Here is a 21409-nt window from a genome sequence, read left to right on the forward strand (position 1 = left end):
GAGGATGTGCGGATGGGTGACCAGGGGGAACGCATTACGATCCGGGCGCGGCGGCCGGCGCGCGGACCGATCGGGCCGAGCGTATCCCGCGTGCTCGGGTGCCGGGGCAGATCCCGCCCAGATGCGGGGTGGTTCGGCGCCGCGCGACCACTCGGGCGGATTCCCCACGACCTGGTGGGAGCAGGCACGGGCATTCGACCCGCCGGGGCGGCCGCCGTGCGCCGGAACAGTCGCGCGCCGGGCGATACTCGGGGTCGCCGCCCGTCCGGGCGGTGCCACGTCCGGTTCGAATGCTGGTGGAGGTCTCCATGGCATTGACCCATCCGTCTCATCCCGGTGGCACCGGCCGGGACGATATCTCGGTGAATCCGGTGTTCACCCGGGAACCACTCGAGGTGCCCCGCAACCGGCTGCCCGCTCGCGAGCTGGACGCCGAGACCGCCTATCAGATCGTGCACGACGAACTCTTGCTCGACGGCAACGCCCGGCTCAACCTCGCCACCTTCGTCACCACGTGGATGGAACCCGCGGCGCAGGTGCTGATGAGCGAATGCTTCGACAAGAACATGATCGACAAGGACGAGTACCCGCGCACCGCCGAACTGGAGCAGCGCTGCGTGCGGATATTGGCCGATCTGTGGCACGCCGCCGACCCCGACCATGCCGTCGGGTGTTCGACCACCGGCTCGAGTGAGGCGTGCATGCTGGCCGGACTGGCCATGAAGCGCCGGTGGCAGCTGCGGCGCCGGGCCGCCGGACAGTCCACCGAGCGGCCCAACCTGGTGATGGGGATCAATGTCCAGGTGTGCTGGGAGAAGTTCGCCGAGTACTGGGACGTCGAGCCGCGCGTGGTGCCGATGTCGGGGGAGCGGTTCCATCTCACCGCCGAGGAGGCGGCGGCCCGCTGCGACGAGAACACGATCGGTGTGGTGGCGATCCTGGGGTCCACATTCGACGGTAGCTACGAGCCGGTCGCCGAGATCTGCGCGGCGCTGGACCGGGTGCAGACCGAGCACGGCTGGGATATCCCGGTGCACGTGGACGGGGCGTCCGGCGCCATGATCGCGCCGTTCTGCGATCCCGAACTGGAGTGGGATTTCCGGCAACCCCGGGTCGCCTCGATCAACACCTCGGGCCACAAGTACGGGCTGATCTACCCGGGGGTGGGCTGGGTGCTGTGGCGCGACGCCGACGCGCTACCGGACGCCCTGGTCTTCCGGGTGAACTACCTCGGCGGGGAGATGCCGACCTTCGCGCTGAACTTCTCCCGGCCCGGTGCGCAGGTGGTAGCCCAGTATTACACCTTCCTGCGGCTCGGGTACCGCGGCTACGCGCGGGTGCAGGGCTACTGCCGGGAGGTCGCGTCCGCGCTGGCCGACCGGATCGCGCAGCTGGGCCCGTTCCGGCTGATCACCGACGGCAGGCAGTTGCCCGTCTTCGCCTTCACGCTGGCCGAGGGCGAGACCGGGTATTCGGTCTTCGATGTCTCGGCGGCGCTGCGGGAACAGGGCTGGTTGGTGCCCGCCTACACCTTCCCGGCCGATCGGGAGGATCTGGCGGTGCTGCGGGTGGTGGTTCGCAACGGGTTCAGCCACGATCTCGCCGACCTGCTGATCGAGGCGTTGCAGCGGGCCCTGCCGCGGTTGCGGGCCCAGCAGGTGCCGCAGCGAGGCGCCGAGGCCGCGTCGTTCTCGCACGGGGCCGATATCCGCCCGCACCACGCGGGAGTGCGGCCGGCGGGGTCGTGAGCAAGTGGAACCGGCCGGCACAGTCGCCGTGGCCGGCCGGTTCCGCTGTCTCGGGCCGGGCCTGCCCGAGGTCTATCGACACTTGGCCGATGCGCCGTTGTTCAGGTATTAGAAGGCGCTGCCGGTGCCGGGCAGGAAGATCCGCGGGAAAGGCAGACCGAAACCGGGGCGGTGGTGGCCCCGGTCCCAGTTGTTGTGCCGGCCGTGATCCCAGCCCCGGTCCCAGCCGCGGTCGTGGCGGTTGCGGCCGCGATTCCAGTCCGCCGGGTTGTTGTGCCGGCCGTTCCAGCTGTGGTCATGGCGGCCGTGCCGTCCGCGATCGCCGTAGCCGTGACCATGGCGGCCGGGGCGGCTCACGTCCTGAGCCTCGGTCGTGTCATCGGTGACCACGCTCACGTGGTCGTCGGCGAGCGCGGGTGCGGCGGTGAGGGTCAGTGGGGCCAGGGCGATCGCGGCGGTGGCCGCGATCCGGACGGCGAGTCGGCGGGTGCGTGCGGTTCGGTGCATTATTCGTCCTCGGTCGTAGCGCCGCCCGGGGGCGGTGGCGGAAGCAGTTGCACTGGGGGAGTGCGGCTTTGCTCTGATGCCTAGACCGTACCGTTAAATAACGGCGCATTCAACATGTGTTCGTTAATTGGGGATGACGAATGCTGTGAACAGTGACTTCCGCGACCCGCGGGCCGCCTATTCGCCGGTGACCGAGTGAATCGGGATCGTGGCTTCGAGTTGATCGAGCCGGAGCACACACCGGGTGCGACTGTAGATGGTCGGCATGCATTCGTTGCAGTGCACGCAGGCGGATTCGGTGTTCACGTCGGATCGGATGCGGCGCAACAGATCCGGCTCGCGCAACAGGGCCCGGCCCATGGCGACGAAATCGAACCCCTCCGCCATTGCCAGATCCATCGACTCCCGGTCGGTGATACCGCCCAGCAGCACCAGCGGCATGGTCAGCTCCCTACGGAACTGCCGAGCACGTTCGAGTAGATACGCCTTCTCGTACGGGTATTCGCGCAGGAACGCTTTACCGACCAGCCGGAAACCCCAGCGGGCCGGACCCGGCAGGGTTTTCGCGAACTCGCGGCGCGGTGCCGCGCCGTGGAACAGCAGCATCGGGTTCAGCAGGGAACTGCCCGCCGTCAGCTCCAGCGCGTCGAGCGCGCCGTCGGCCTCCAGCCACGCGGCCACCTGCAACGATTCCGGCAGGGTCAGACCGCCGCGGACCCCGTCCTCCATATTGAGTTTCGCGGTGACCGCGATCCGGTCGCCGACCGCCTCGCGCACCCGGCGGGCGATATCGCGGGCCAGCCGGGCCCGGTTCTCCAGCGGGCCGCCGTAGCGGTCCTTGCGTCGGTTCAGCAGCGGGCTCAGGAACGAACTCACCAGGTAGTTGTGCCCGAAATGTATTTCCACCGCATCGAACCCGGATTCGATCGCCAGCAGTGCCGCGTCGGCGTGGGCGGTGACGAGGTCGTGGATCTCGGCCGCGTCGGGCACTTTCATCGGGCTCATCCCGAGTGGGCTGAACATTCGGCTCGGCGCCAGCGCGGGCAGGCGATTGGACGCGGAATTGGCCACCGGGCCCGCATGGCCGATCTGCGCGCCGGCCGCCGCGCCCTCGGCGTGCACGGCGTCGGTGAGCCGGCGCAGGCCCGGCACCGCCTCGGGACGCATATAGATCTGGTGGCGGTCGGTGCGGCCGCCGGGCGCGACCGCGCAGTAGGCGACGGTGCTCATCCCGACCCCGCCCGCCGCGACCTCCCGGTGGAATTCGACGAGATCGTCGGTGACCAGCGCGTCCGGCGTGCGTCCTTCGAAGGTCGCGGCCTTGATCACCCGGTTGCGCAGGGTGAGTGGCCCGAGCGGGGCGGGGGCGAATACGTCGGTCACGATATATCTCCTGTCGGTGCAGTCAACCCGGCCACGACGAAAGTGCGCAGGGTGGCCACGGCTTGCGGGCTCAGTGCTCGGTCCTCGGCGGCGGCGCGGCCGAATCGCATGATGATGAGGTCGAACGCGAGCATCCAGCGGCGTCGGCTCTCCCGTTCGCCCACCTCGGGCAGCAGTCCGGCCCACGAGTCGATCCGGAACCACTGCTGCTGCCACGGGCCCACCTGCCGGTCGATCACGCATTGCGCGAGCAGTCGCAGGTGCAAGCGACCCAGCGGGTCGGCGACCAGATCGGTGAACGGAGTGAGGACCGCGTCGACGAGATCGGCCACGGGCCCGGCCGCGGCGATGACCTCGCTGAGACGGTCGGCCCACAGCGCGCCGAGGCGCTCTTCGAGCAGGGTCGCCACCAAGGCTTCCTTGGATCCGAAGTGGTAGTGGACGGCGGCGGGGTTCGCGCCGGCCTCGGTGCAGATGCGGCGTACCGAGACATCGTCGTAGCGCTCGGTGAGCAGCAGGCGTTCGGCGGCCGTCAGCAGGCGTTCGCGGGTCGCGGCCGAAACTCGCTGGGGCATGCGGCCAGTGAACCACTGCGCCGGACGGTTTTCAATCATTGATTGAAATACTGTTTGAAAAAGCTGGTGTAGGGGTCGGGCGGCAGTCGTTATCCGATCGCAAACGGCTGCGTGGGGGCACGCAGCCACCGCTGCGGGCCGGTCCTGTTCTACTGGACCCGGTAGTCAGCTCCGGTTGCCCGATACGCCCTCGATCGATCGACAAGGAGAAGACGATGGCCCTCGAGATCCGCGCGGTGACAGTGCTGGGCACCGGGGTGCTCGGTTCCCAGATCGCCTTCCAGACCGCCTACCACGGATTCCGCGTCCAGGCCTACGACATCGACGACAAGGCGCTCGCCGCGGCGCGGGAGCGCTTCACCGGGCTCGCCGCCACCTATCGCGACGAAGTGATGGGCGCGACCGACGAACTCACCGAGAAAACCCGCGCGGGTATCGGCCTGACCACCGATCTCGGCGCCGCGGTCGCCGAGGCCGATCTGGTGATCGAAGCGGTCCCCGAGGTGCTCGACATCAAACGGCAGACCTACCGGAGGCTCGGCGAGCTGGCACCGGAGCGGGCGATATTCGCGACCAACTCCTCGACCCTGCTACCCAGCGATATGGCGGATTTCACCGGGCGGCCGGACAAATTCCTGGCACTGCACTTCGCCAACCAGGTGTGGAAGTTCAACACCGCCGAAGTCATGGGCACCGACCGGACCGATCCCGCCGTATTCCGCGCGGTCGTCGAGTTCGCCGCGGCCATCGGCATGGTGCCGATCGAGGTGCACAAGGAGAAATCCGGCTACGTCCTGAACTCGCTGCTGGTGCCGTTCCTGAATTCCGCCGTCGAACTCGCCGCCGGTGACTACGCCGAACCCGAGGCGGTGGACAAGACCTGGCGCATCGCCACCGGGGCGCCCATGGGCCCGTTCCAGATCCTCGACGTCATCGGTCTCACCACGCCCTACAACATTCTGAGCAGCGCTCCCGAAACCGAAGGTCTCGCCCGCTGGTTGAAGGAGAACTACATCGACAAGGGCAAGCTCGGTGTGGCCACCGGGGAGGGGTTCTACAAATACTCCTGACCACCCACCGGAGGACTGCCGGCGTCCCGGCGGCGTGCCGTTGCCCTGGTGGCCGGCTACGCGGCGCGGGCGACACCGATCCGGCAACTCCTGCTCGACGATATCGACCTTCAGGGGCCGACACTTTCGGGCTCAGCGACAAAACCGCGCTCGCCGAACCGGTATCGATTGAGTGCTGGTAGCGAGAAGCGGAGTCCCGGTCGGTAGTTCTGCCGCGATCGGGATCGCGGAGAGCGAGAGCGTCGGTGGGTGTCTGCGACGCGACCGTGTCGTTGTGCGTCTGCTCCGAGCCGCCGGCCCTTAGTGCACGACCGTGAGAGCGGCGGTCGCGAGGGCGAATGCGAAGTAGGCGCCCGGGAAGGCGAGGTTGTAGTAGACGCGCGCCCGCAGGTGGGTGAGGAGGGCGCCCGCGAAGAACAGCACCAGGCCGACCGCCGCGGCGAATCCCAGCGCTTCCATGCCGAGCAGGCCCAGTAGGACGCCGGCCGCGCCGGCGAGCTTGAGCGTGGCCAGCCAGGGCACCCAGCCGGGCGGCACGCCCACCTCGGCGGAATTGGCCAGGACGAACGGCGCCCTGGCGAAACCGGCGAGGGCGTCACCGGCGTTGGCCACGACGGTGATGAGGGCGACGACGAGATAGATGGTGTGCACGGCGACTTCCTGTTCGATGGGGCGCGCTCGGCGCCCGGTGCCGGGGTAAGCGTGGCGCCCGGTCGAAGCTGGTGCGCCTGTTGTGGAATCCAGCCTTGTGGACCCTGGCGAAACCCGCCAATACCTGCATCCATAACCTGTCGGAATGGATGTGGACACCCGGTTGCTCCGCTACTTCGCCGCGGTGGCGGCGGAGGGGAATCTGACCCGCGCCGCCGCGCGGCTCTATGTCTCGCAACCGGCGCTGACCAAGCAGATAAGGCAGCTGGAGAACCTGCTCGGTGTCGAACTCTTCGTGCGCTCACGGGCGGGGATGGCGCTCACCGCGGCGGGGGAGGCGCTCGCCGGGCGGGTACCGGCGCTGCTCGCCGAATGGGATCGGGCAGTCCGGCAAACCCGGCAGGCTGCGGGTCGCGCGGCGCGGACGCTGCGGGTCGGCTTTCTCGCCAGCGCGGCCAACGAGGCCACCCCGCGGATCATCGCCGAGTTCGCCCGCCGGCAACCCGGCTGGCGGGTGGATATGCGGCAGGCCTCGTGGGGCGACCCGACCGGGGGCCTCGCCGCCGGCGAGGTGGATATCGCCCTGCTCCGGCTGCCGTTCCCCGGACAGGACCTCTTGCGGGTGCGGGAACTGTTCAGCGAACCGCGCTGGGTCGCCCTGGCCGCCGCGCATCCGCTGGCCGGGCGCGAGTCGATCGACTTCGCCGACCTGCTGGACGAACCGTTCGTCGCGGCCCCGGCCGAAACGGGCGCCTGGCGTGACTTCTGGCTCGCGGTGGACGAACGCGCGGGCCGGGCGCCGCGGATCGGTGCGGTGACCGATCAACCCGACGCGTGGCTCAGCGCGATCGCCAACGGATACGGGATCGCGCTGGCCCCGGAGTCGGCCGCCCGGTTCTATGCCCGGCCCGGTATCGCCTACCGCCCGCTGACCGGGGTGCCGGCGAGCCGGGTCGGTGTCGTGTGGAAAACGGAGTCGGACACCGATCCGGTGGTCCGGGCATTCGTCGAGTGCTGTACTGAGCTGTGCTGCGGGACCGGCTGACTCTCCGGCCGAGCTGCTGAACCCGGACGCCGAAGCCTTGTAGATGCCGCATCCCACTTCTATCCTTACGGACAAGGGAACCGAACCCTGCGGAGTAGAGATGATCTACGACAAATTGCTCGCAATGGCAGCGCAGGTATCGACCACCAGCGGATTGCGGCAGGGCGAAGTATTCACGCCCTACGCCGATGTGGTCGAGCGGATCGGCCGACTCGCCGTCGGCTTCATGGAATGCGGGGTCGAGCGCGGCGATCCCGTCGCCCTGCTGCTTCCGAACTCGCCCGATCTCTTCGCCACTTCCCATGCGCTCTTCGCCATCGGCGCCATCGCGATGCCGATGGCCGAGACGGCCACCCGGCCCGAACTCGCCACGCTCGCGCGGAAAACCGCACCGAAGGCGGTGGTCTCGACCCCCGGCCGTGCCGCGTTCGCCGAGGCGCTGATCGCGGAGGTGGCCCCCGGTATTCCCCTGTTCTCGACGGACGCACTGCCCGAAGGAAGGACGACCACCCGGCTGCCGGAACTGCCCGGCGACACCACGGCGCTCTACCTCTTCTCGTCCGGCTCGACCGGGTTGCCCAAGGTGGTACCGCATACCCATGCCGAACTCCTCGCCGATGGCGAACGAGCCGGCACGGCCTGGGACATCCAGCCCGACGATATCGTCCTCAACATCCTGCCGGGCAACTTCTCGATGGGCTTTCAGATGGGGACCGCGTACGCCGTGGCCGGCGGTGCGACGACGCTGTACTGGAGCGATCGCCTGCCGCTGGCGCTTTCCCGCAAGAAGCTGCTCGACACCATGGTCCGTGAGCGCGTCACCTTCATGGGTGCCGTTCCGGCAATGTACGAGATCATCACCGGCCAGGCCGGCGGTTTCGATCTGGGGCTGCGTATGGCCGTCTCGGGCGGCGTCTCCTTGAAACGTCCGGTCTACGAAGCGGTACGTGAGCGTCTCGGTGTCCCACTTCGTCAGAACTACGGCTCCACCGAGGCGAGCATGTTCGCGCACAACGACTCCGCCGATCCCGACTCGAGCTGGGCCTCGGTGGGCAAACCGGCGGGTGACGCCAGGGCCCGCATCATTCCGTTCGACACCGATTTCGGCCCCTCCGTCGGCGAAATGGAAATTAGGTCGTCCTCGCTCATGCGGGGCTATCTCGACAATGACGTGGCCAATGCCGAGGCTTTCGACGAGGGTTGGTTCAGAACCGGCGATCTCGCCTCTCTCGACGAAGAGGGCCGCATTTTCATTCGTGGTCGCAGCAAGCTGCTGATCGAGGTATCCGGCTACAAGATCGACCCCATCGAAGTGGAGGAGACCCTCATGACCCTGCCTGCCGTCGCCGAAGCCGCGGTGGCGGGTCTTCCGGACGGGCGCAACGGCAATCGGCTGATCGCATTCGTCGTCAAAGAGGCGGAGGTATCGGCCGACGAGTTGATCCGCTACGCCCACAGAAGATTGTCCGAGCACAAGGTACCGGCCGAGGTCGCATTTATCGACGCACTACCCCGCAGCTCGGCAGGCAAGGTGCTCCGCGGGCGGTTGCGCGAGCTTCAGGCAGGCTGAGCCGCGCGCTGCGAGACATAGGCTGCTATCTTCGCGGGCGATTCGAACAGGTCCGCCTGTATCTCCGTCTCCGGGATGCCGATCTCGAATTCCTGCTCGAGAAACTGCACCAGTCTTACCAGTTTGATCGAGTCCAACAATCCGGCCTCGAGTAACGGGGTATCGCGATCGACCGGCGATCCACCGGTTTCGGCCACCATGGCGGAGATATACTCGATTATCGGTTGTTCGATATCGTTCATCACACCAGCCCCTTACGTCGTCAACATACTAACCAATTTCGACGCGACCTGAAATACGCGAAAAGATGGGAGGGCGACGTGGTCGAAACGCGCCCGCTGGGCAACAAAGAACAACTGCTCAACCATTTACATGCCCGTCGTGGGCTGATCACCGTGCAGGTATTGCATGTGCGCGGACGCCTCGATCCGATACTGGTGAAACAGGCGCTCGCCTGGCTACAGACCCAGCACCCTATCCTGCGCGCCCATATCCGCTACGGCAAGATCATCTGGCGACGGCTGCCGCCGTTCGCCCATCGCGAGCCCTGGTTCGATACCGAGGGCACAACGGAGATCCCGTTGCGAGTCCTCGAAGACGCCGATCCGGACGCTTGGCGGAAGGTGATGGCCTCCGAGATCCGCACACCGATCCCGAAGGGCAACCATCCGCGCCTCCGGATAACGATGGTGCGGCAGTCTCCGGACGCCGACCTCAACCACATCGTCATGTGTGCCGATCACGCAACGCTCGATGCCCACTCCGCCAATATGCTCGGCCACCGACTTCTCGAATTCCTGGCCGAACCGGCCGCGCCGCAATCGAAATCGCCGACCCGCACCGCCTTGCCGCCACCGGTCGAGGCCGGCTCGGCCGGCAAGTCCGGCACCGACGGGAAAACCACCTATACGCCGGCCATTCGGCTGCCCAAGCAAGCGATACCCGAGCCGAAGGAAGAATCGCGAGTACTGGCGCGTCGCCTCGACCCCGACACCACAGCGCGGCTCGAGGATGCCATCAAAGCCAACAGGACGACAGTGCACGGTGCGATAACGGCGGCCTTCCTACTCGCCATCCGCGAGCGATACCGGCTCGACACCATGACCGTGTTGAGCACAGTCGACCTCCGCCGCTTCGGTGAACTCGCACTGCCGGACGAGACCTGCGGCTGCTACGCCGACATCCTGCGTACCGAGCATTCGATCACCGACGACTTCTGGGCAACCGCCCGGGACGCCTCGTTCAAGCTGATCGCCGCGCTGGCCAAAGATCGGGAGGCCGCCTCGATCATGGAGTTTCCCGACTGGGAGGTGTATCGGCGCGAAGTCCGGCCGACGATCCGGAACAATCGGCGTATCGACGGACTCGGCGTCACCACGGTAGGCGAGTCCGGGCTTCGGTCCGGCTACGGTGCCTACACGCTAGAGGACGTGACCAGGGCCGTTTCCCTCGATATGTTCGGCCCGTCATTGTTCGTGATCGCCAATACGTGGCTCGGTGGCCTCGAACTCAGCGTCGCGTACGCGGCAACGGCCATGAGCGACGACGAGGTGCGGTGGCTGACCGGCAACGCGGTAGCGCGGCTCGAAAGTGCCGGCCGCGATCGCCGCGCCGAGCGCGGTACCGCCTCCGTCACGCAGGAGGTGCCGGAGGGTCCGATCGGGCGGGCGTGAGTTCGGCGGGCATGGAGCGGTAGGAGTGCAGGTTCACCAGGCGGCGGGGGATCGGGGGGCCGTCCAGGCGCAGATCCGGATATCGCTCGAAGAGGGTCCGCAGGGCGATAACGCCTTCCATCCGGGCCAGCCGGTATCCCAGGCAACCGTGTATCCCACTGCTGAACGCGAGGTGATCCGAGGCGTTGGCCCTGGTCACATCGAATCGTTCGGGATCGGTGAAGACGCCGGGGTCGTGGTTCGCGCCCGCCAGGGCCAGTAGGACCAGGGAACCGCGCCTGATGTGCTGGTCGGCGATGTCGAGGTCACAGTTGGCGACCCGGCCGGTGATCCGCACGGGGCAGTCGTAGCGCAGTATCTCCTCGATCGCGCGCGGCCACAGCTCCGGCTGCGCCAGCAGCAATTCCAGCTGATCCGGATGGCTCGTCAACAGTGCTATTCCGTTGCCGAGCAGGTTCACCGTTGTCAGGAATCCGGCGTCCAGCAGCAGGGCGGCGTTGGCTATCTGCTCCCGGCGGTTGAGCTCACCACTTGTCACCAGCACGGTCAGCAGGCCCTCGGCCGGTTCGGCGGTGAGCGTGTCGATGCGCTGCTCGAAATACTGCTTGACCTCCGCCAGCTCCTCGGTGGCGTGGCGATACGCGGACCAGGTCACGGCTCGGTCGACCAGCGGTGCACTGTTGAGACCCCACTTCAGGATGGTCGAATGCATATCGTCGGGAAACCCGAGAATGCCGGCGATCATCGCGACGGGCACCTGTTCGGCGAAGTCCTCGATCAGGTCCGGGCGCGGCTTCGCCGCCATGCCTTCGATCAGGCCATCGGTTACCTCGACGGTCCGCTGCTCCAATTTGCCGATCGCCCCCGGGCTGAATGCGTGCCCGACCAGACGTCGGTACCGGGTGTGGTCCGGCGGATCGGTCGCCAGCATCGAGGGCGGTTCGGTGAGATTGGGAAGTTCCTGATCCGTCTTGGCCAGCACCCAGCGGATCGGCTTCGGAATAGCGGGATGGCCGGGTGCGAGCGAGCCGAAGCGTTTGTCACGGAGGACGTGACGACACAGTTCGTAGTCGGCGGTGACGTGCACGCCCGACAGCTTCGGTAGCCGTCCCCGCCGGCGGATCTCCTCGATGAACGGTGACGCACCGAGCAGGCGATCCTGGCCGAAGGCGATCTGTGCGAGGGGATCGCCCCGGCGGGCCGACCACCGAAGATAAGCCCTGGTCAAGCCGTGTAGGAAAAGCCATCGGGTCCACGCGCGAGTCGACATGTCACCTCCGCTCTCGGCCTTCCCTCATGATAGTCAACAGCTATTTCGGAGGGCGTTCGAATTCCGGCGCTCTGCTATCGGGGTCGATCCCGGCGTCGAGCGGGTCGCGGGTGCCGGGCCAGGCCGAGGCCGGCCTGTTTGCTGGGCAGGATCAACGCCACCCGGGCGATACTGCCGACGCCGGAAGAGTTCCATCTCGATCTGGCCGGGCTGCGGCTGGAGCATTGCCGGGAGGTCGACCGCGATATCGCCGAAGGGGTGTTCCAGCACGGTCCCGGTACGACCGTGCAGGTACTGGCGGTGAAGCTGAGCGAATCCGGCGCGTGATCGATGAGGGGCGCTACCCCGGAATCTGCGCCCGCCGGGCCAGGATGGACGCCACCCCCGCGGCGGCGGCCTGCACCGATGCCGCGTGGGATTCGGGGTGGAACCGGGTGACCGGGCCGGTCACCGAGATCGCCGCCAGTGGCCGGTCGTCGAAGCTGAGTACGGGGGCGGCCACACAGACGATGCCGGGTGCGGATTCCTCGTGCTCGAAGGCCACGCCGCGTTCGAGGATCTGGGTGAGCTGAATCCGCAGCAGGCCGGGGGCGATCACGGTGCGTGGGGTGCGTCTGGTCAGCGGTCCGGCCAGGATGCGGTCGATGGTGTCGGGACCGGAGTGCGCGAGCAGCGCCTTACCGATCGCGGTGCAGTACAGCGGCATCCGGCCGCCGATCCGGGACGGTGCGCGGGCCTGCCGGTGGCCGCCGATCTTGCTGATGTAGACGACCTCGTCGCCGTCGCGGACGCCGAAGTGCACGGTTTCGCGGGTGCGGGCGAACAGGTCCTGGAGGAAGGGTACGGCGACCTCGAGCAGTGTGCGCTCGGTGGCCGCCCGCATACCGAGTTCGAACAGTCCGCGCCCGAGCCGGTAGCCCTCCGGTGCCGAACTCAGCAGGCGCGCGGTCACCAGATCGCGGCACATCCGGTGCACGGTGGCCTTCGGCAGCCCCGTGCGGCGGGTCAGTTCGGAGAGTCCGACGGCCTGGTCCTCCACCCCGAACGCCTCCAGGATCAGCAGCGCCCGGCCCAGCACGGAACGCTCGTCGAGGTGGTTGTCCGGCATGGCGGCCCTTCTGATGAGACTGGTCCGGTCAGTGGACCACTTTACTGTGCAGAGCCGCTCCGAGGGTGTGCACTGGTGACACCCCGACGAAGAGGAGAACGGAGGTCGTGGTGGCCACCACTGTCGACAGCATCAGCGACAGCGGGCCCGGCGTAGACGAGTCGATCGTCGCCCGTGCCGCGCAACGCCTGATCACCGCCGCGGAGACGCGCCGAACCTGTGCCCCGCTACGGGAGGGGTTGATCAGCCCGGACGATATCGCTACCGCCTACCGGATCCAGGAGCGGTTCAATGCCGCCCGGGTCTCCCCGGAGATCACGGTGGTCGGCCGCAAGATCGGCGCGACCTCGCAGGCGGTCCAGCAGCAGCTGGGCGTGGAACAGCCCGATTTCGGGGTCCTGTTCTCCGATATGGCGTACTCGGACGGCGATGTGATCCCGATCGACCGCCTCCTGCAGCCGCGGGCCGAGGCCGAGATCGCGTTCGTCCTCGGCGCGGACCTCGCCGAGGGGCCGCTCGATATCGCGCAGTGCCGCGCGGCCGTCGCCGAGGCGGTGGCCGCGCTGGAGATCGTGGACAGTCGCATCACCGACTGGAACATCTCCTTCGCCGACACCGTCGCCGACAACGCCTCGAGCGGTCTCTACGTGCTCGGCACCGAGCGCCGGACCCTGGACGACTTCGAACCGGTCGACGTCGCCATGAGTATGCGCATCGACGGGGAAGAAGTGTCGACCGGTAACGGCGCCGCCTGCCTCGGTGACCCGCTCAATGCCCTGTCCTGGCTCGCGCAACAGGCCCGAACCTTCGGTGAGCCACTGCGGGCCGGACAGGTGATCCTCTCCGGCGCGCTCGGCCCGATGCGGCCGCTGCACCCCGGCGCCACCGTCACCGCCGCCATCTCCGGCCTCGGGACGGTCACGGCTTCGTTCACCACCGCTTCGGAGGTCTCCCCGTGAGTGACAACAACACGCGCACCAAGGTCGCGATCATCGGTTCGGGCAATATCGGCACCGACCTGATGATCAAAGTCCTGCGCCATTCCCGGTTCCTGGAGATGGGCGCCATGGTCGGAATCGACCCGGAATCCGACGGGCTCGCCCGGGCGGCCCGGTTGAAGGTGCCCACCACCCATGAGGGAGTGGAGGGCCTGATCGCGCTGCCGAACTTCGACGAGATCGAGATCGTCTTCGACGCCACCTCGGCCAAGGCGCACAAACAGAACCACGAGCGGCTGGCACCGCTGGGTAAACGCCTCATCGACCTGACCCCCGCGGCCATCGGGCCGTTCGTGGTGCCGCCGGTGAACCTGGAGGAGCACCTCGACGCGCCGAACGTGAACATGGTGACCTGTGGCGGTCAGGCGACCATCCCGATCGTGGCCGCGGTCTCCCGGGTGGTGCCGGTGGCCTACGCCGAGATCGTGGCCTCCATCGCGTCGAAATCCGCCGGGCCCGGCACCCGTGCCAATATCGACGAGTTCACCGAGACCACCGCGCACGCCATCGAAACCGTGGGCGGTGCGGAACGCGGCAAAGCGGTGATCATCCTGAATCCGGCCGAACCGCCGCTGATCATGCGCGATACGGTTTTCTGCCTGGTCACCGCCCCCGACACCGATTCGCATGAGCAGATCAAGGCCTCGGTGGCGAAGATGGTCGACGATGTGGCGGCCTATGTGCCCGGCTACCGGCTCAAGCAGGAAGTGCAGATCGACGCCATCCCGGCGGATCAGCCGGTGCACACCCTGCTCGCCAAGGACAACGACTCCTTCCCGACCCATCGGGTGTCGGTGTTCCTCGAGGTCGAGGGCGCGGCCCACTACCTGCCCGCCTACGCCGGCAACCTCGACATCATGACCTCGGCCGGATTGCAGGTCGCCGAGCGGATCGCGCAGAACACTCAGCAGAAAGAGAGCGCCCGATGAGCGAGCCCGACGCCGCGCCGACCGTCTTCGTCCAGGATGTGACCCTGCGCGACGGTATGCACGCAATCCGGCACCGGATCACCCCGGAGAACGTCGGCAAGATCGTGGCCGCGCTCGATGCCGCCGGTGTCGACGCCATCGAGGTCGCGCACGGGGACGGGCTGGCCGGCGGTTCGGTGAACTACGGTCCCGGGTCGCACAGCGATTGGACCTGGCTCGAGGCCGCCGCCGCGAACCTGAAGAACGCGCGGCTGACCAGCCTGCTGCTGCCCGGTGTGGGTACCGCCGAGGATTTGCGGCGGGCCTGGGGGCTGGGCGTGCGCTCGGTGCGGGTGGCCACCCACTGCACGGAGGCCGATGTCGCCGCCCAGCACATCGCCACCGCGCGGGAGATCGGGATGGACGTCTCCGGCTTCCTGATGATGAGCCATATGGCCGAACCGGCCGAGCTGGCCGCGCAGGCCAAGCTCATGGAGAGCTACGGCGCGCACTGCGTCTATGTCACCGATTCCGGCGGCCGCCTCACCATGAACGGTGTCCGCGACCGCATCCTGGCCTACCGCGACGTCCTCGATCCGGCGACCGAACTCGGTATCCACGCCCACGAGAACCTGTCGCTGTCGGTGGCGAATTCGGTGGTGGCCGTGGAGAACGGGGTCACCCGGGTGGATGCCTCGCTGGCCGGTCACGGTGCGGGCGCGGGCAATACCCCGATCGAAGCGTTCGTGGCGGTCGGCGATGTGCTCGGCTGGAAGCACGGCTGTGATGTGTTCGCGCTCCAGGACGCCGCCGACGACCTGGTCCGGCCGCTGCAGGACCGGCCGGTGCGGGTGGACCGGGAAACTCTCACGCTCGGCTATGCCGGCGTGTACTCCAGCTTCCTGCGGCATGCCGAGGCGGCCAGTGAACGGTACGGGATCGATGTCCGGACCCTGCTTATGGAGGCCGGCCGGCGCCGGCTGGTGGGCGGTCAGGAGGACATGATCGTCGATATCGCGCTCACCATGCTGGCCGAGCAGAAGGCCGAACAACAGCCTGCCTGACCGCTCCGCGGCGGTCCTGGTATCCGCCACGGCCGAACAGCGGACAGCCCCGGTGCCGGCCGGGGCTGTTCGCGTAGTGGCGTGTGTACGGGTCGCGTGCGTGATCCACCTCACCGTTCGATGCTGTCAGGAACGCGGAAGCTGTCTCGTTCAGGAAGCACGCGAACCAGACAGGAGCGAACCATGCCGCATCGCATCGTCGTCCTCGGGGCCGGATACGCCGGAGCCTTCTCCGCCGGATACCTCGCCCGTCAACTGCATTCCGACGACTTCCAGATCACCGTTGTCAACGCCGAACCCGATTTCGTGGAGCGGTTGCGCCTGCATCAGCTCGCCGCCGGCCGGGATCTCCCGCACCGGCCGCTGTCGCAGGTGTTCGCGGGTACCGGTATCCGGCTACGGACAGCGCGGGTGACCGGCGTCGATGTCGAGCGTCGGAACGTCACCGTCGCGGATGCCGCGGGCACCGACCGGCTCGGCTACGACACTCTCTTGTACGCACTCGGTAGCACCGCCGCCGAGCACGGCGTCGCGGGTGTCGCCGAACACGCCTTCCACGTGGCCACGCGGCCGTCCGCACTGCGCCTGCGTACCCGCTTGGACGAACTGGGCGAAGACGGGAAGGTGCTGGTGGTCGGCGGCAACCTGACCGCGATCGAGACCGTCACCGAGATCGCCGAAGCCCGGCCGGGCCTGCGGGTCGATCTCGTCACCGGCGGCGAGCTGGGTGGGTGGCTGGGGTCGAAGGCCCGCCGGCACCTGCTGCGCGCCTTCGACCGGTTCGGAATCACGATCCACGAGCACACCACCATCGAACGCGTCGAGGCGTCGGCGGCGGTCGCCGCCGACGGCACCGTTTTCGCCTCCGACGCGACCGTGTGGACCGCCGGTTTCGCCGTCCATCCGATTGCCGCCGCCAGCGGCCTCGAGGTGGTGGCAGGCGGACAGATCGAAGTCGACCGGCAGATGCGTTCGGTCTCCCACCCCGATGTCTACGTGGCCGGCGACAGCGCCTTCGTCATCGGCGACAACGGCCGGCCGTTGCCGATGTCGTGCGCTTCGGCGGGATTCACCGGTATGCAGGCGACATCCGCGATCATCGGGGACCGGACCGGGCGCAAGGTCGAGACGACCGCGTTGTCCTATCTCGGCAACCACATCAGTCTCGGCCGCAAGGACGGGATCTTCCAGCTGGTCGACGGTGACGCCCGCGCGAGGTCCGGTGCGCTGCGCGGCCGCCCGGCAGCCGGGGTCAAGGCGGCGATCCTGGCGACCAGCGGCTGGGCCATCGGCCACCCGACCTTCGGGAAGCGGAGTCACCGCTACCGTGCGGCGACCACGGGAGTGCCCTCGGCCGCCCTGGTCGCCGGATAGAGTCCTGCCCATGGACACTGCCACCGTGGCGCGATTCGAGGCCAGCCGGAACCGGCTGGCCTCGCTCGCCTATCGGCTGCTCGGCTCGGCCGCCGACGCCGAGGACACGGTGCAGGACGCCTTCCTGCGGTGGCAGGCCGCCGACCGGGAGTACATCGAGGTGCCCGAGGCGTGGCTGACCAAGATCGTCACCAACCTGGCGCTCGACCGGCTGCGTTCGGCGCGGATGCGGCGCGAACGCGCGGTCGGTGCCTGGATGCCGGAACCGCTCCTGGACGGCGACCCGATGCTGGGCCCGGCCGATACCGTCGAACAGCGTGAATCGGTGACCCTGGCGGTACTGATGCTCATGGAACGGCTGTCACCGGTCGAACGGGCCGTCTACGTGCTGCGTGAGGCGTTCTCCTACAGCCACGCCGAGATTGCCGAGTTCCTCGGGATCACCGAGTCCGGGAGCCAGCAGCACGCCCATCGGGCCCGGCGCCGGATCGCCGCCGTCGGCCATGCCTCCGATATCGACCCCGCGTCCGCCCGTCGGATCGTCGAGGCGTTCGTCGCTGCCGCGTCCTCGGGCCGGACCGAACGGCTTGTGGCGCTGCTGACCGACGACGCGACCGGCGTTTCCGACGGCGCCGGACTCAAATGGGGTACCGGAAAACTGATCCGGTACCCGACCCCGCAGCGAATCGCCGCGGCGATGCGGGCGGGCTTCGCCCCATCTCCGGCCAAGCGCAGGCTCGCCGGTGGTTCGCCCGATATCCATGCCGCCGTGGTCAACGGCAGTCCGGCCATGCTGGCCACACTCGATGGCCGAGTCGTGGGCGCGGTGATCCTGGAAATGCGTGCCGACCGGATCGCGGGAGTGCGCGGGATCGCCACCGCCTCCCGGCTCGGTCGCCTCACCGCGGAATGGCAGCGGCGGGAGCACGGAGTTCCGTTGATCGAATCGTGGTAGCCGGCCGGCCGGCGACCGCACGGTGCTGCATCGGTCGTTTTCCATCCGGCGGATACCGCCGCCGGGAACGGCTGTTTTCCATGGGATACGCGGGGCATTCTGGTTGAACCGGGCGCTGGGTAATCGACCCCCGCCCCCGGTGACGCGCACCGCTGATCGGCGGGGTGCGGTTCGGACGCGGAGGACGTGCACATGGCCGCCTGGGACGACGAGGTCATCGAGGAATTCCGTGCCGGCGAGGGGCGCGTCGGCGGGCCCTTCGCGGGCTACGATCTGCTCCTGCTCACCACCATCGGCGCGAAATCCGGCCTACCGCATACGAAGCCGGTGATGTATCTACGGGACGGCGATCGGCTGGTGATCGTCGCCTCCAATGCCGGGGCGCCGCGTAACCCGGCCTGGTACCACAATCTGCGCGCGCATCCGACAGTGACCGTGCAGGTAGGCGCCGAACTCTTCGAGGCCGATGCCGAGGTGATCGACGCCGGACCCGAACGCGATCGCCTGCACCTCGCGATGGTCGCGATCCTGCCCGCGCTGGCCGAGTACGAGCGCACCGCGGGCCGGGTCGTACCGGTGGTCACGCTCACCCCGCGCACGGCCGGGGGAGCGGGGTAGCCGATGGGGCCCGCCTTATAGCTGCCGAGACCAGTTCCGGCGGACAGGTCCCGGCCGAAGCTGTGACGATGGTGTTCGCCGTCCAGCTCGAATCCGGCCGTGCGGTCTTGGGCTGCGACGGGCGAGGATACCCGGCGCCGGGCCGAACTCGGTATTCGTCGCGCCCGGGATCAGTTGTTGTCGGCCCCGCCCGCCCCTGTCGCGGCGACCCGCCGTGTCATCATCTCGAGTCGCACTTCACGGGCGCCGGTCATATGGGATTCGGCGAGCGATTGCGCACGCGCGGCGTCCCGGCTCTCGATCGCCTCGATCATCGCGTCGTGCTCGACGAGCACCGTATGCCAGCGCTCATCGTCCTCGAGGGTGGTGGATGGATAGCGGATGAGGTGAACATTCAGACGTTGCAGTAGATCCACCAGTGTCGGGCTGTGGCTCGCATTCCAGAGCGTCTCGTGGAACACCCGGTTCGTGGCCGCCCGCTCCGCGGGATCGTTTCCGGCCGCGCGCATGGACGCGCTCGCCGCGCGTAGGCGTGCGCGATCGAGTTCGGTCGCGCGCAGCGCGGCGCCCCGCGCGGCCGCGCCTTCCAGGGTGATCCGCACTTCGTAGATATCCAGGATCTCTTCGGGGCTGGTGGTACGTACCCGGACCGTTCTGCCGACCCGCTCGATGAGCATCTCGGCCTCGAGTCGGTGCAGTGCCTCGCGTACCGGAGTCCGCGAGGCGCCGTACTCACCGGCGAGTTGGTTCTCGGAGACCAGCTGTCCCGGTGACAACGTACCGTCAAGGATGGCGCCCCGCACTCGCTCGTACACGGTCGTACTCATCAGTCCTCCTCCGGTTCGAGGGACGACAGCTGTCACGACCGTGGGCGGTTCATGCGATCGCCCGCCGTCCGAACACCGTTCGAGTGGTCGGTCCCGACCCTGCCCGGTCGTCGACACCGAACGGTCCGTCGAGTCCCTGCACTCAGTTTAGTTGTCGATCGACATCGGCCGAATTACAACCGGTGCCCATAGGAAGATCAACCACCCGCAGGAGGAAAGGTATCGCGCCAGAAGGACGCGATGTCGTCGCGTCCGGTGATCCATACATCGTCACGCGAGGCAAGGTGGTCGAGCACCCGGCGCAATCCGGCCAGCCGGGCGGGACGACCGATGATCCGGGAGTGCAGTCCGATGGAGTAGACGGCCGGCCGGCGCCCGGTGAGCACCGCGTCGAGTCCGTCGATGGCGTATTCGGCGAAGTCGCGTCCGGTGAAGAACTGTCCTTTGTAGAACTTGGTGTCGTTCACATCCAGCGAGTAGGGGACGATGAGGAACGGCTTGCCGTCGACGTCCTCGTAGTAGGGCAGATCGTCGCTGACCGAGCCGGCGTCGTAGGTCACGCCGGCGGCCGCCAGGAGAGAACGGGTGTGCACGGTGTTGGGCGGCCGGGTGAACCAGCCGGCAACCTGCCGTCCGGTCAGCCGGCGAATGGTTTCCACGCCGAGTTCGATATCGTGCCGCTGCTCCTCGACGGACAGGTAGGCGTGCGGAATCCAGCGATAGCCGTGACCGACGATATCGCAGCCACGTGCCCGGAATGCCTCGGTCGCCGCCGGATTTCGTTCCAGAGCGAGCGCGGTGGCGAAGATCGTCGGCGTCACCTCTGCGTCGTCCAGCGCGTCGAGCACGCGCCACACACCGACTCTGCTGCCGTACTCGAAGGTCGACTCGGCGAACAACTCACGGTCTCCGTCGGGCACCGAGTAGTGCGCTTCGACAAGGGTCTCCCGAGCGTCGTCGCCGTCGAGCACATTGCGCTCCGCGCCCTCCTCGTAGTTCAGCACCACGTTCACGGCGACACGAGCACCGTTCGGCCAGGTGAAGTCCGGCGGGGCGGCCCCATAGCCGATGAAATCTCGCGAGGTCATTCGAAGGTTCCTTTCTGGGCCGAACCGAAGAGCTCGGCGGGATCCAGTCCTGCGGACAGCCCGAAGAGCAGACGCAGTCGTGCTTTGCTCGGGCTCAGGAACCTGCCGCGGACCAGGCCCGCCCGTTGCAGATCCGTCTCCGAGCCGGGGCCACCGTAGGTCCCGGCGAGCGTCAGCCCGTCTGCGCATCTGCTCGTGAACACCACCGGGGTACCGTCTGCGACCGCTGCCGCGGCGGCCTCCGCCGCGGCAGCGGGGATATGGCCGGCGCCGGTGGCCGCGAGCACGAGACCGTCGGACCGCTGTGCCGCGCTTTCGATCGCGAGTCCGTCGTCTCCGCCGCATACGCTCACGACCTCGACGCGCTTGTCCGGCGCCGTGCGCCGGGGCAGCAGGGCTGTCCCGGCCGGTGGCCCGAGCAACAGGAGCGGCTCGTTCTCGACGATTCGCCCGACAGGTCCCGCCGCGGGCGAACTGAATGCCGCCACGCTCACTCCATGGGTCTTGGTCACCAACGACGCGAGATGGATTTCGTCGTGCATCACGACGACCGGGCCGTACGCGGCCACCTCCGCACACGATGCCGTGCACGCCGCGGCACGCAGGTTCGCGGGTCCGTCGGCACCGGGCAGGTGCGGTGAGCGCATGGCCCCGGTGAGGACCACGGGAACTCGGGTGTCGACCAGCAGCGCGAGTGCGTAGGACGTCTCCTCGACAGTGTCCGTTCCGTGGGTGATGATCACGCCGGTGGCGCCGCGCCGGATCTCGTTCTCGACCGCCGCCGCCAGTGTCCATGCTTCGGCCGGTCCGATCTCGCGCGAGGACCGGGTGAAGACATTTGTCGAGCGAATTCGATCTACGCCGAGCGAGCCGGCGAGTTCCTCCGCGGTCATCCGCGGGACGGCGCCGTCCGATCCGGGCAGGGTGGAGATCGTGCCGCCTGTGCCCAGCACAGCGAGTAGATGCTCGGTCATCCG

Annotated in this window: 22 protein-coding genes; 12 read left to right on the forward strand and 10 right to left on the reverse strand. The window is 68.0% G+C overall.

The annotated features are described in order from the left end of the window. The first annotated feature begins 308 nt into the window (after nt 1-308). Nucleotides 309-1748, forward strand: coding sequence for a glutamate decarboxylase (locus ACQPYS_RS06775; protein ID WP_431938701.1), 1440 nt, complete (start codon nt 309-311; stop codon nt 1746-1748). Between the two features lie 108 nt (nt 1749-1856). Here the strand turns inward: ACQPYS_RS06775 and ACQPYS_RS06780 are convergent, their stop codons facing one another. The 3 genes from ACQPYS_RS06780 to ACQPYS_RS06790 form a co-directional block, all read right to left on the reverse strand. Then, on the reverse strand, nt 1857-2255 hold the full coding sequence (locus ACQPYS_RS06780; RefSeq protein WP_063037779.1) for a hypothetical protein: 399 nt from the start codon (nt 2253-2255) through the stop codon (nt 1857-1859). A 177-nt stretch (nt 2256-2432) separates the two neighbouring features. Beyond that, nucleotides 2433-3638, reverse strand: a complete 1206-nt coding sequence (locus ACQPYS_RS06785; RefSeq protein ID WP_433492008.1) for an NADH:flavin oxidoreductase — start codon at nt 3636-3638, stop codon at nt 2433-2435. Beyond that, nucleotides 3635-4213 (reverse strand): TetR/AcrR family transcriptional regulator, encoded by a 579-nt coding sequence (locus ACQPYS_RS06790; protein ID WP_433492009.1) that lies wholly within the window; start codon nt 4211-4213, stop codon nt 3635-3637. Before ACQPYS_RS06790 ends, ACQPYS_RS06785 begins: the two co-directional genes overlap by 4 nt. Before the next feature lie 215 nt (nt 4214-4428). Here ACQPYS_RS06790 and ACQPYS_RS06795 point away from each other — a divergent pair, with 215 nt between their 5' ends. Further along, a complete protein-coding gene (locus ACQPYS_RS06795; RefSeq protein ID WP_433492010.1) occupies nt 4429-5283 on the forward strand; it encodes a 3-hydroxyacyl-CoA dehydrogenase in 855 nt (284 codons plus the stop codon). A 300-nt stretch (nt 5284-5583) separates the two neighbouring features. Here the strand turns inward: ACQPYS_RS06795 and ACQPYS_RS06800 are convergent, their stop codons facing one another. Then, complete coding sequence (locus tag ACQPYS_RS06800) at nt 5584-5934, reverse strand: DoxX family protein (protein ID WP_433492011.1); 351 nt, start codon at nt 5932-5934, stop codon at nt 5584-5586. 145 nt (nt 5935-6079) lie between these two features. Between ACQPYS_RS06800 and ACQPYS_RS06805 the strand changes: the two genes are divergently transcribed. Together ACQPYS_RS06805 and ACQPYS_RS06810 are read left to right on the forward strand one after the other, a co-directional pair. Further along, nucleotides 6080-6979 carry a LysR family transcriptional regulator gene (locus tag ACQPYS_RS06805; protein ID WP_433492012.1) on the forward strand — a complete coding sequence of 300 codons (900 nt, stop codon included), beginning with the start codon at nt 6080-6082 and terminating at the stop codon, nt 6977-6979. Nucleotides 6980-7169: 190 nt separating this feature from the next. Further along, nucleotides 7170-8549, forward strand: coding sequence for a class I adenylate-forming enzyme family protein (locus tag ACQPYS_RS06810; protein WP_433492013.1), 1380 nt, complete (start codon nt 7170-7172; stop codon nt 8547-8549). Here ACQPYS_RS06810 and ACQPYS_RS06815 read toward each other — a convergent pair. Further along, nucleotides 8537-8791, reverse strand: coding sequence for an acyl carrier protein (locus ACQPYS_RS06815; RefSeq protein WP_169811924.1), 255 nt, complete (start codon nt 8789-8791; stop codon nt 8537-8539). The genes ACQPYS_RS06810 and ACQPYS_RS06815 overlap by 13 nt on opposite strands. On the opposite strand from ACQPYS_RS06815, the gene ACQPYS_RS06820 reads away from it, so the two are divergent. After that, nucleotides 8774-10222: a phthiocerol/phthiodiolone dimycocerosyl transferase family protein gene (locus ACQPYS_RS06820; protein ID WP_433492014.1), complete on the forward strand. Its 1449-nt coding sequence runs from the start codon at nt 8774-8776 to the stop codon at nt 10220-10222. The two genes, ACQPYS_RS06815 and ACQPYS_RS06820, sit on opposite strands and share 18 nt — an antisense overlap. Here ACQPYS_RS06820 and ACQPYS_RS06825 read toward each other — a convergent pair. Next, complete coding sequence (locus ACQPYS_RS06825) at nt 10182-11492, reverse strand: cytochrome P450 (protein ID WP_433492015.1); 1311 nt, start codon at nt 11490-11492, stop codon at nt 10182-10184. The genes ACQPYS_RS06820 and ACQPYS_RS06825 overlap by 41 nt on opposite strands. A 138-nt stretch (nt 11493-11630) precedes the next feature. On the opposite strand from ACQPYS_RS06825, the gene ACQPYS_RS06830 reads away from it, so the two are divergent. Further along, nucleotides 11631-11819: a hypothetical protein gene (locus ACQPYS_RS06830; RefSeq protein ID WP_431938692.1), complete on the forward strand. Its 189-nt coding sequence runs from the start codon at nt 11631-11633 to the stop codon at nt 11817-11819. 13 nt (nt 11820-11832) lie between these two features. On the opposite strand, the gene ACQPYS_RS06835 is transcribed toward ACQPYS_RS06830, so the two are convergent. Continuing rightward, the gene (locus ACQPYS_RS06835; RefSeq protein ID WP_431938691.1) at nt 11833-12600 is read right to left on the reverse strand and encodes an IclR family transcriptional regulator; all 768 of its coding nucleotides are present in this window, start codon (nt 12598-12600) and stop codon (nt 11833-11835) included. Between the two features lie 110 nt (nt 12601-12710). On the opposite strand from ACQPYS_RS06835, the gene ACQPYS_RS06840 reads away from it, so the two are divergent. The 6 genes from ACQPYS_RS06840 (at nt 12711) to ACQPYS_RS06865 (ending at nt 18517) form a co-directional block, all read left to right on the forward strand. Next, nucleotides 12711-13559 carry a 2-keto-4-pentenoate hydratase gene (locus ACQPYS_RS06840; protein WP_433492016.1) on the forward strand — a complete coding sequence of 283 codons (849 nt, stop codon included), beginning with the start codon at nt 12711-12713 and terminating at the stop codon, nt 13557-13559. Further along, the gene (locus ACQPYS_RS06845) at nt 13556-14527 is read left to right on the forward strand and encodes an acetaldehyde dehydrogenase (acetylating) (RefSeq protein WP_431938689.1); all 972 of its coding nucleotides are present in this window, start codon (nt 13556-13558) and stop codon (nt 14525-14527) included. Before ACQPYS_RS06840 ends, ACQPYS_RS06845 begins: the two co-directional genes overlap by 4 nt. Further along, the gene (gene dmpG, locus ACQPYS_RS06850) at nt 14524-15570 is read left to right on the forward strand and encodes a 4-hydroxy-2-oxovalerate aldolase (RefSeq protein WP_433492017.1); all 1047 of its coding nucleotides are present in this window, start codon (nt 14524-14526) and stop codon (nt 15568-15570) included. The genes ACQPYS_RS06845 and dmpG overlap by 4 nt, the downstream gene beginning before the upstream one ends. A gap of 183 nt (nt 15571-15753) precedes the next feature. Next, complete coding sequence (locus tag ACQPYS_RS06855) at nt 15754-16944, forward strand: NAD(P)/FAD-dependent oxidoreductase (protein WP_433492018.1); 1191 nt, start codon at nt 15754-15756, stop codon at nt 16942-16944. Between the two features lie 10 nt (nt 16945-16954). Then, nucleotides 16955-17899 (forward strand): sigma-70 family RNA polymerase sigma factor, encoded by a 945-nt coding sequence (locus tag ACQPYS_RS06860; RefSeq protein ID WP_433492019.1) that lies wholly within the window; start codon nt 16955-16957, stop codon nt 17897-17899. A gap of 192 nt (nt 17900-18091) precedes the next feature. Next, nucleotides 18092-18517 carry a nitroreductase family deazaflavin-dependent oxidoreductase gene (locus ACQPYS_RS06865; protein WP_431938685.1) on the forward strand — a complete coding sequence of 142 codons (426 nt, stop codon included), beginning with the start codon at nt 18092-18094 and terminating at the stop codon, nt 18515-18517. Between the two features lie 170 nt (nt 18518-18687). On the opposite strand, the gene ACQPYS_RS06870 is transcribed toward ACQPYS_RS06865, so the two are convergent. The 3 genes from ACQPYS_RS06870 to ACQPYS_RS06880 all read right to left on the reverse strand — a co-directional run bounded on the left by ACQPYS_RS06870 (nt 18688) and on the right by ACQPYS_RS06880 (nt 21406). Further along, nucleotides 18688-19344, reverse strand: coding sequence for a GntR family transcriptional regulator (locus ACQPYS_RS06870; protein WP_431938684.1), 657 nt, complete (start codon nt 19342-19344; stop codon nt 18688-18690). Between the two features lie 197 nt (nt 19345-19541). Further along, nucleotides 19542-20432, reverse strand: coding sequence for a polysaccharide deacetylase family protein (locus tag ACQPYS_RS06875; RefSeq protein ID WP_431938683.1), 891 nt, complete (start codon nt 20430-20432; stop codon nt 19542-19544). Continuing rightward, nucleotides 20429-21406 carry an asparaginase gene (locus ACQPYS_RS06880; RefSeq protein WP_433492020.1) on the reverse strand — a complete coding sequence of 326 codons (978 nt, stop codon included), beginning with the start codon at nt 21404-21406 and terminating at the stop codon, nt 20429-20431. Before ACQPYS_RS06880 ends, ACQPYS_RS06875 begins: the two co-directional genes overlap by 4 nt. Nucleotides 21407-21409: the final 3 nt, after the last annotated feature.

This window comes from Nocardia grenadensis (genome assembly GCF_050942415.1).
In the GTDB taxonomy this organism is placed as follows: Bacteria; Actinomycetota; Actinomycetes; order Mycobacteriales; family Mycobacteriaceae; genus Nocardia; species Nocardia grenadensis.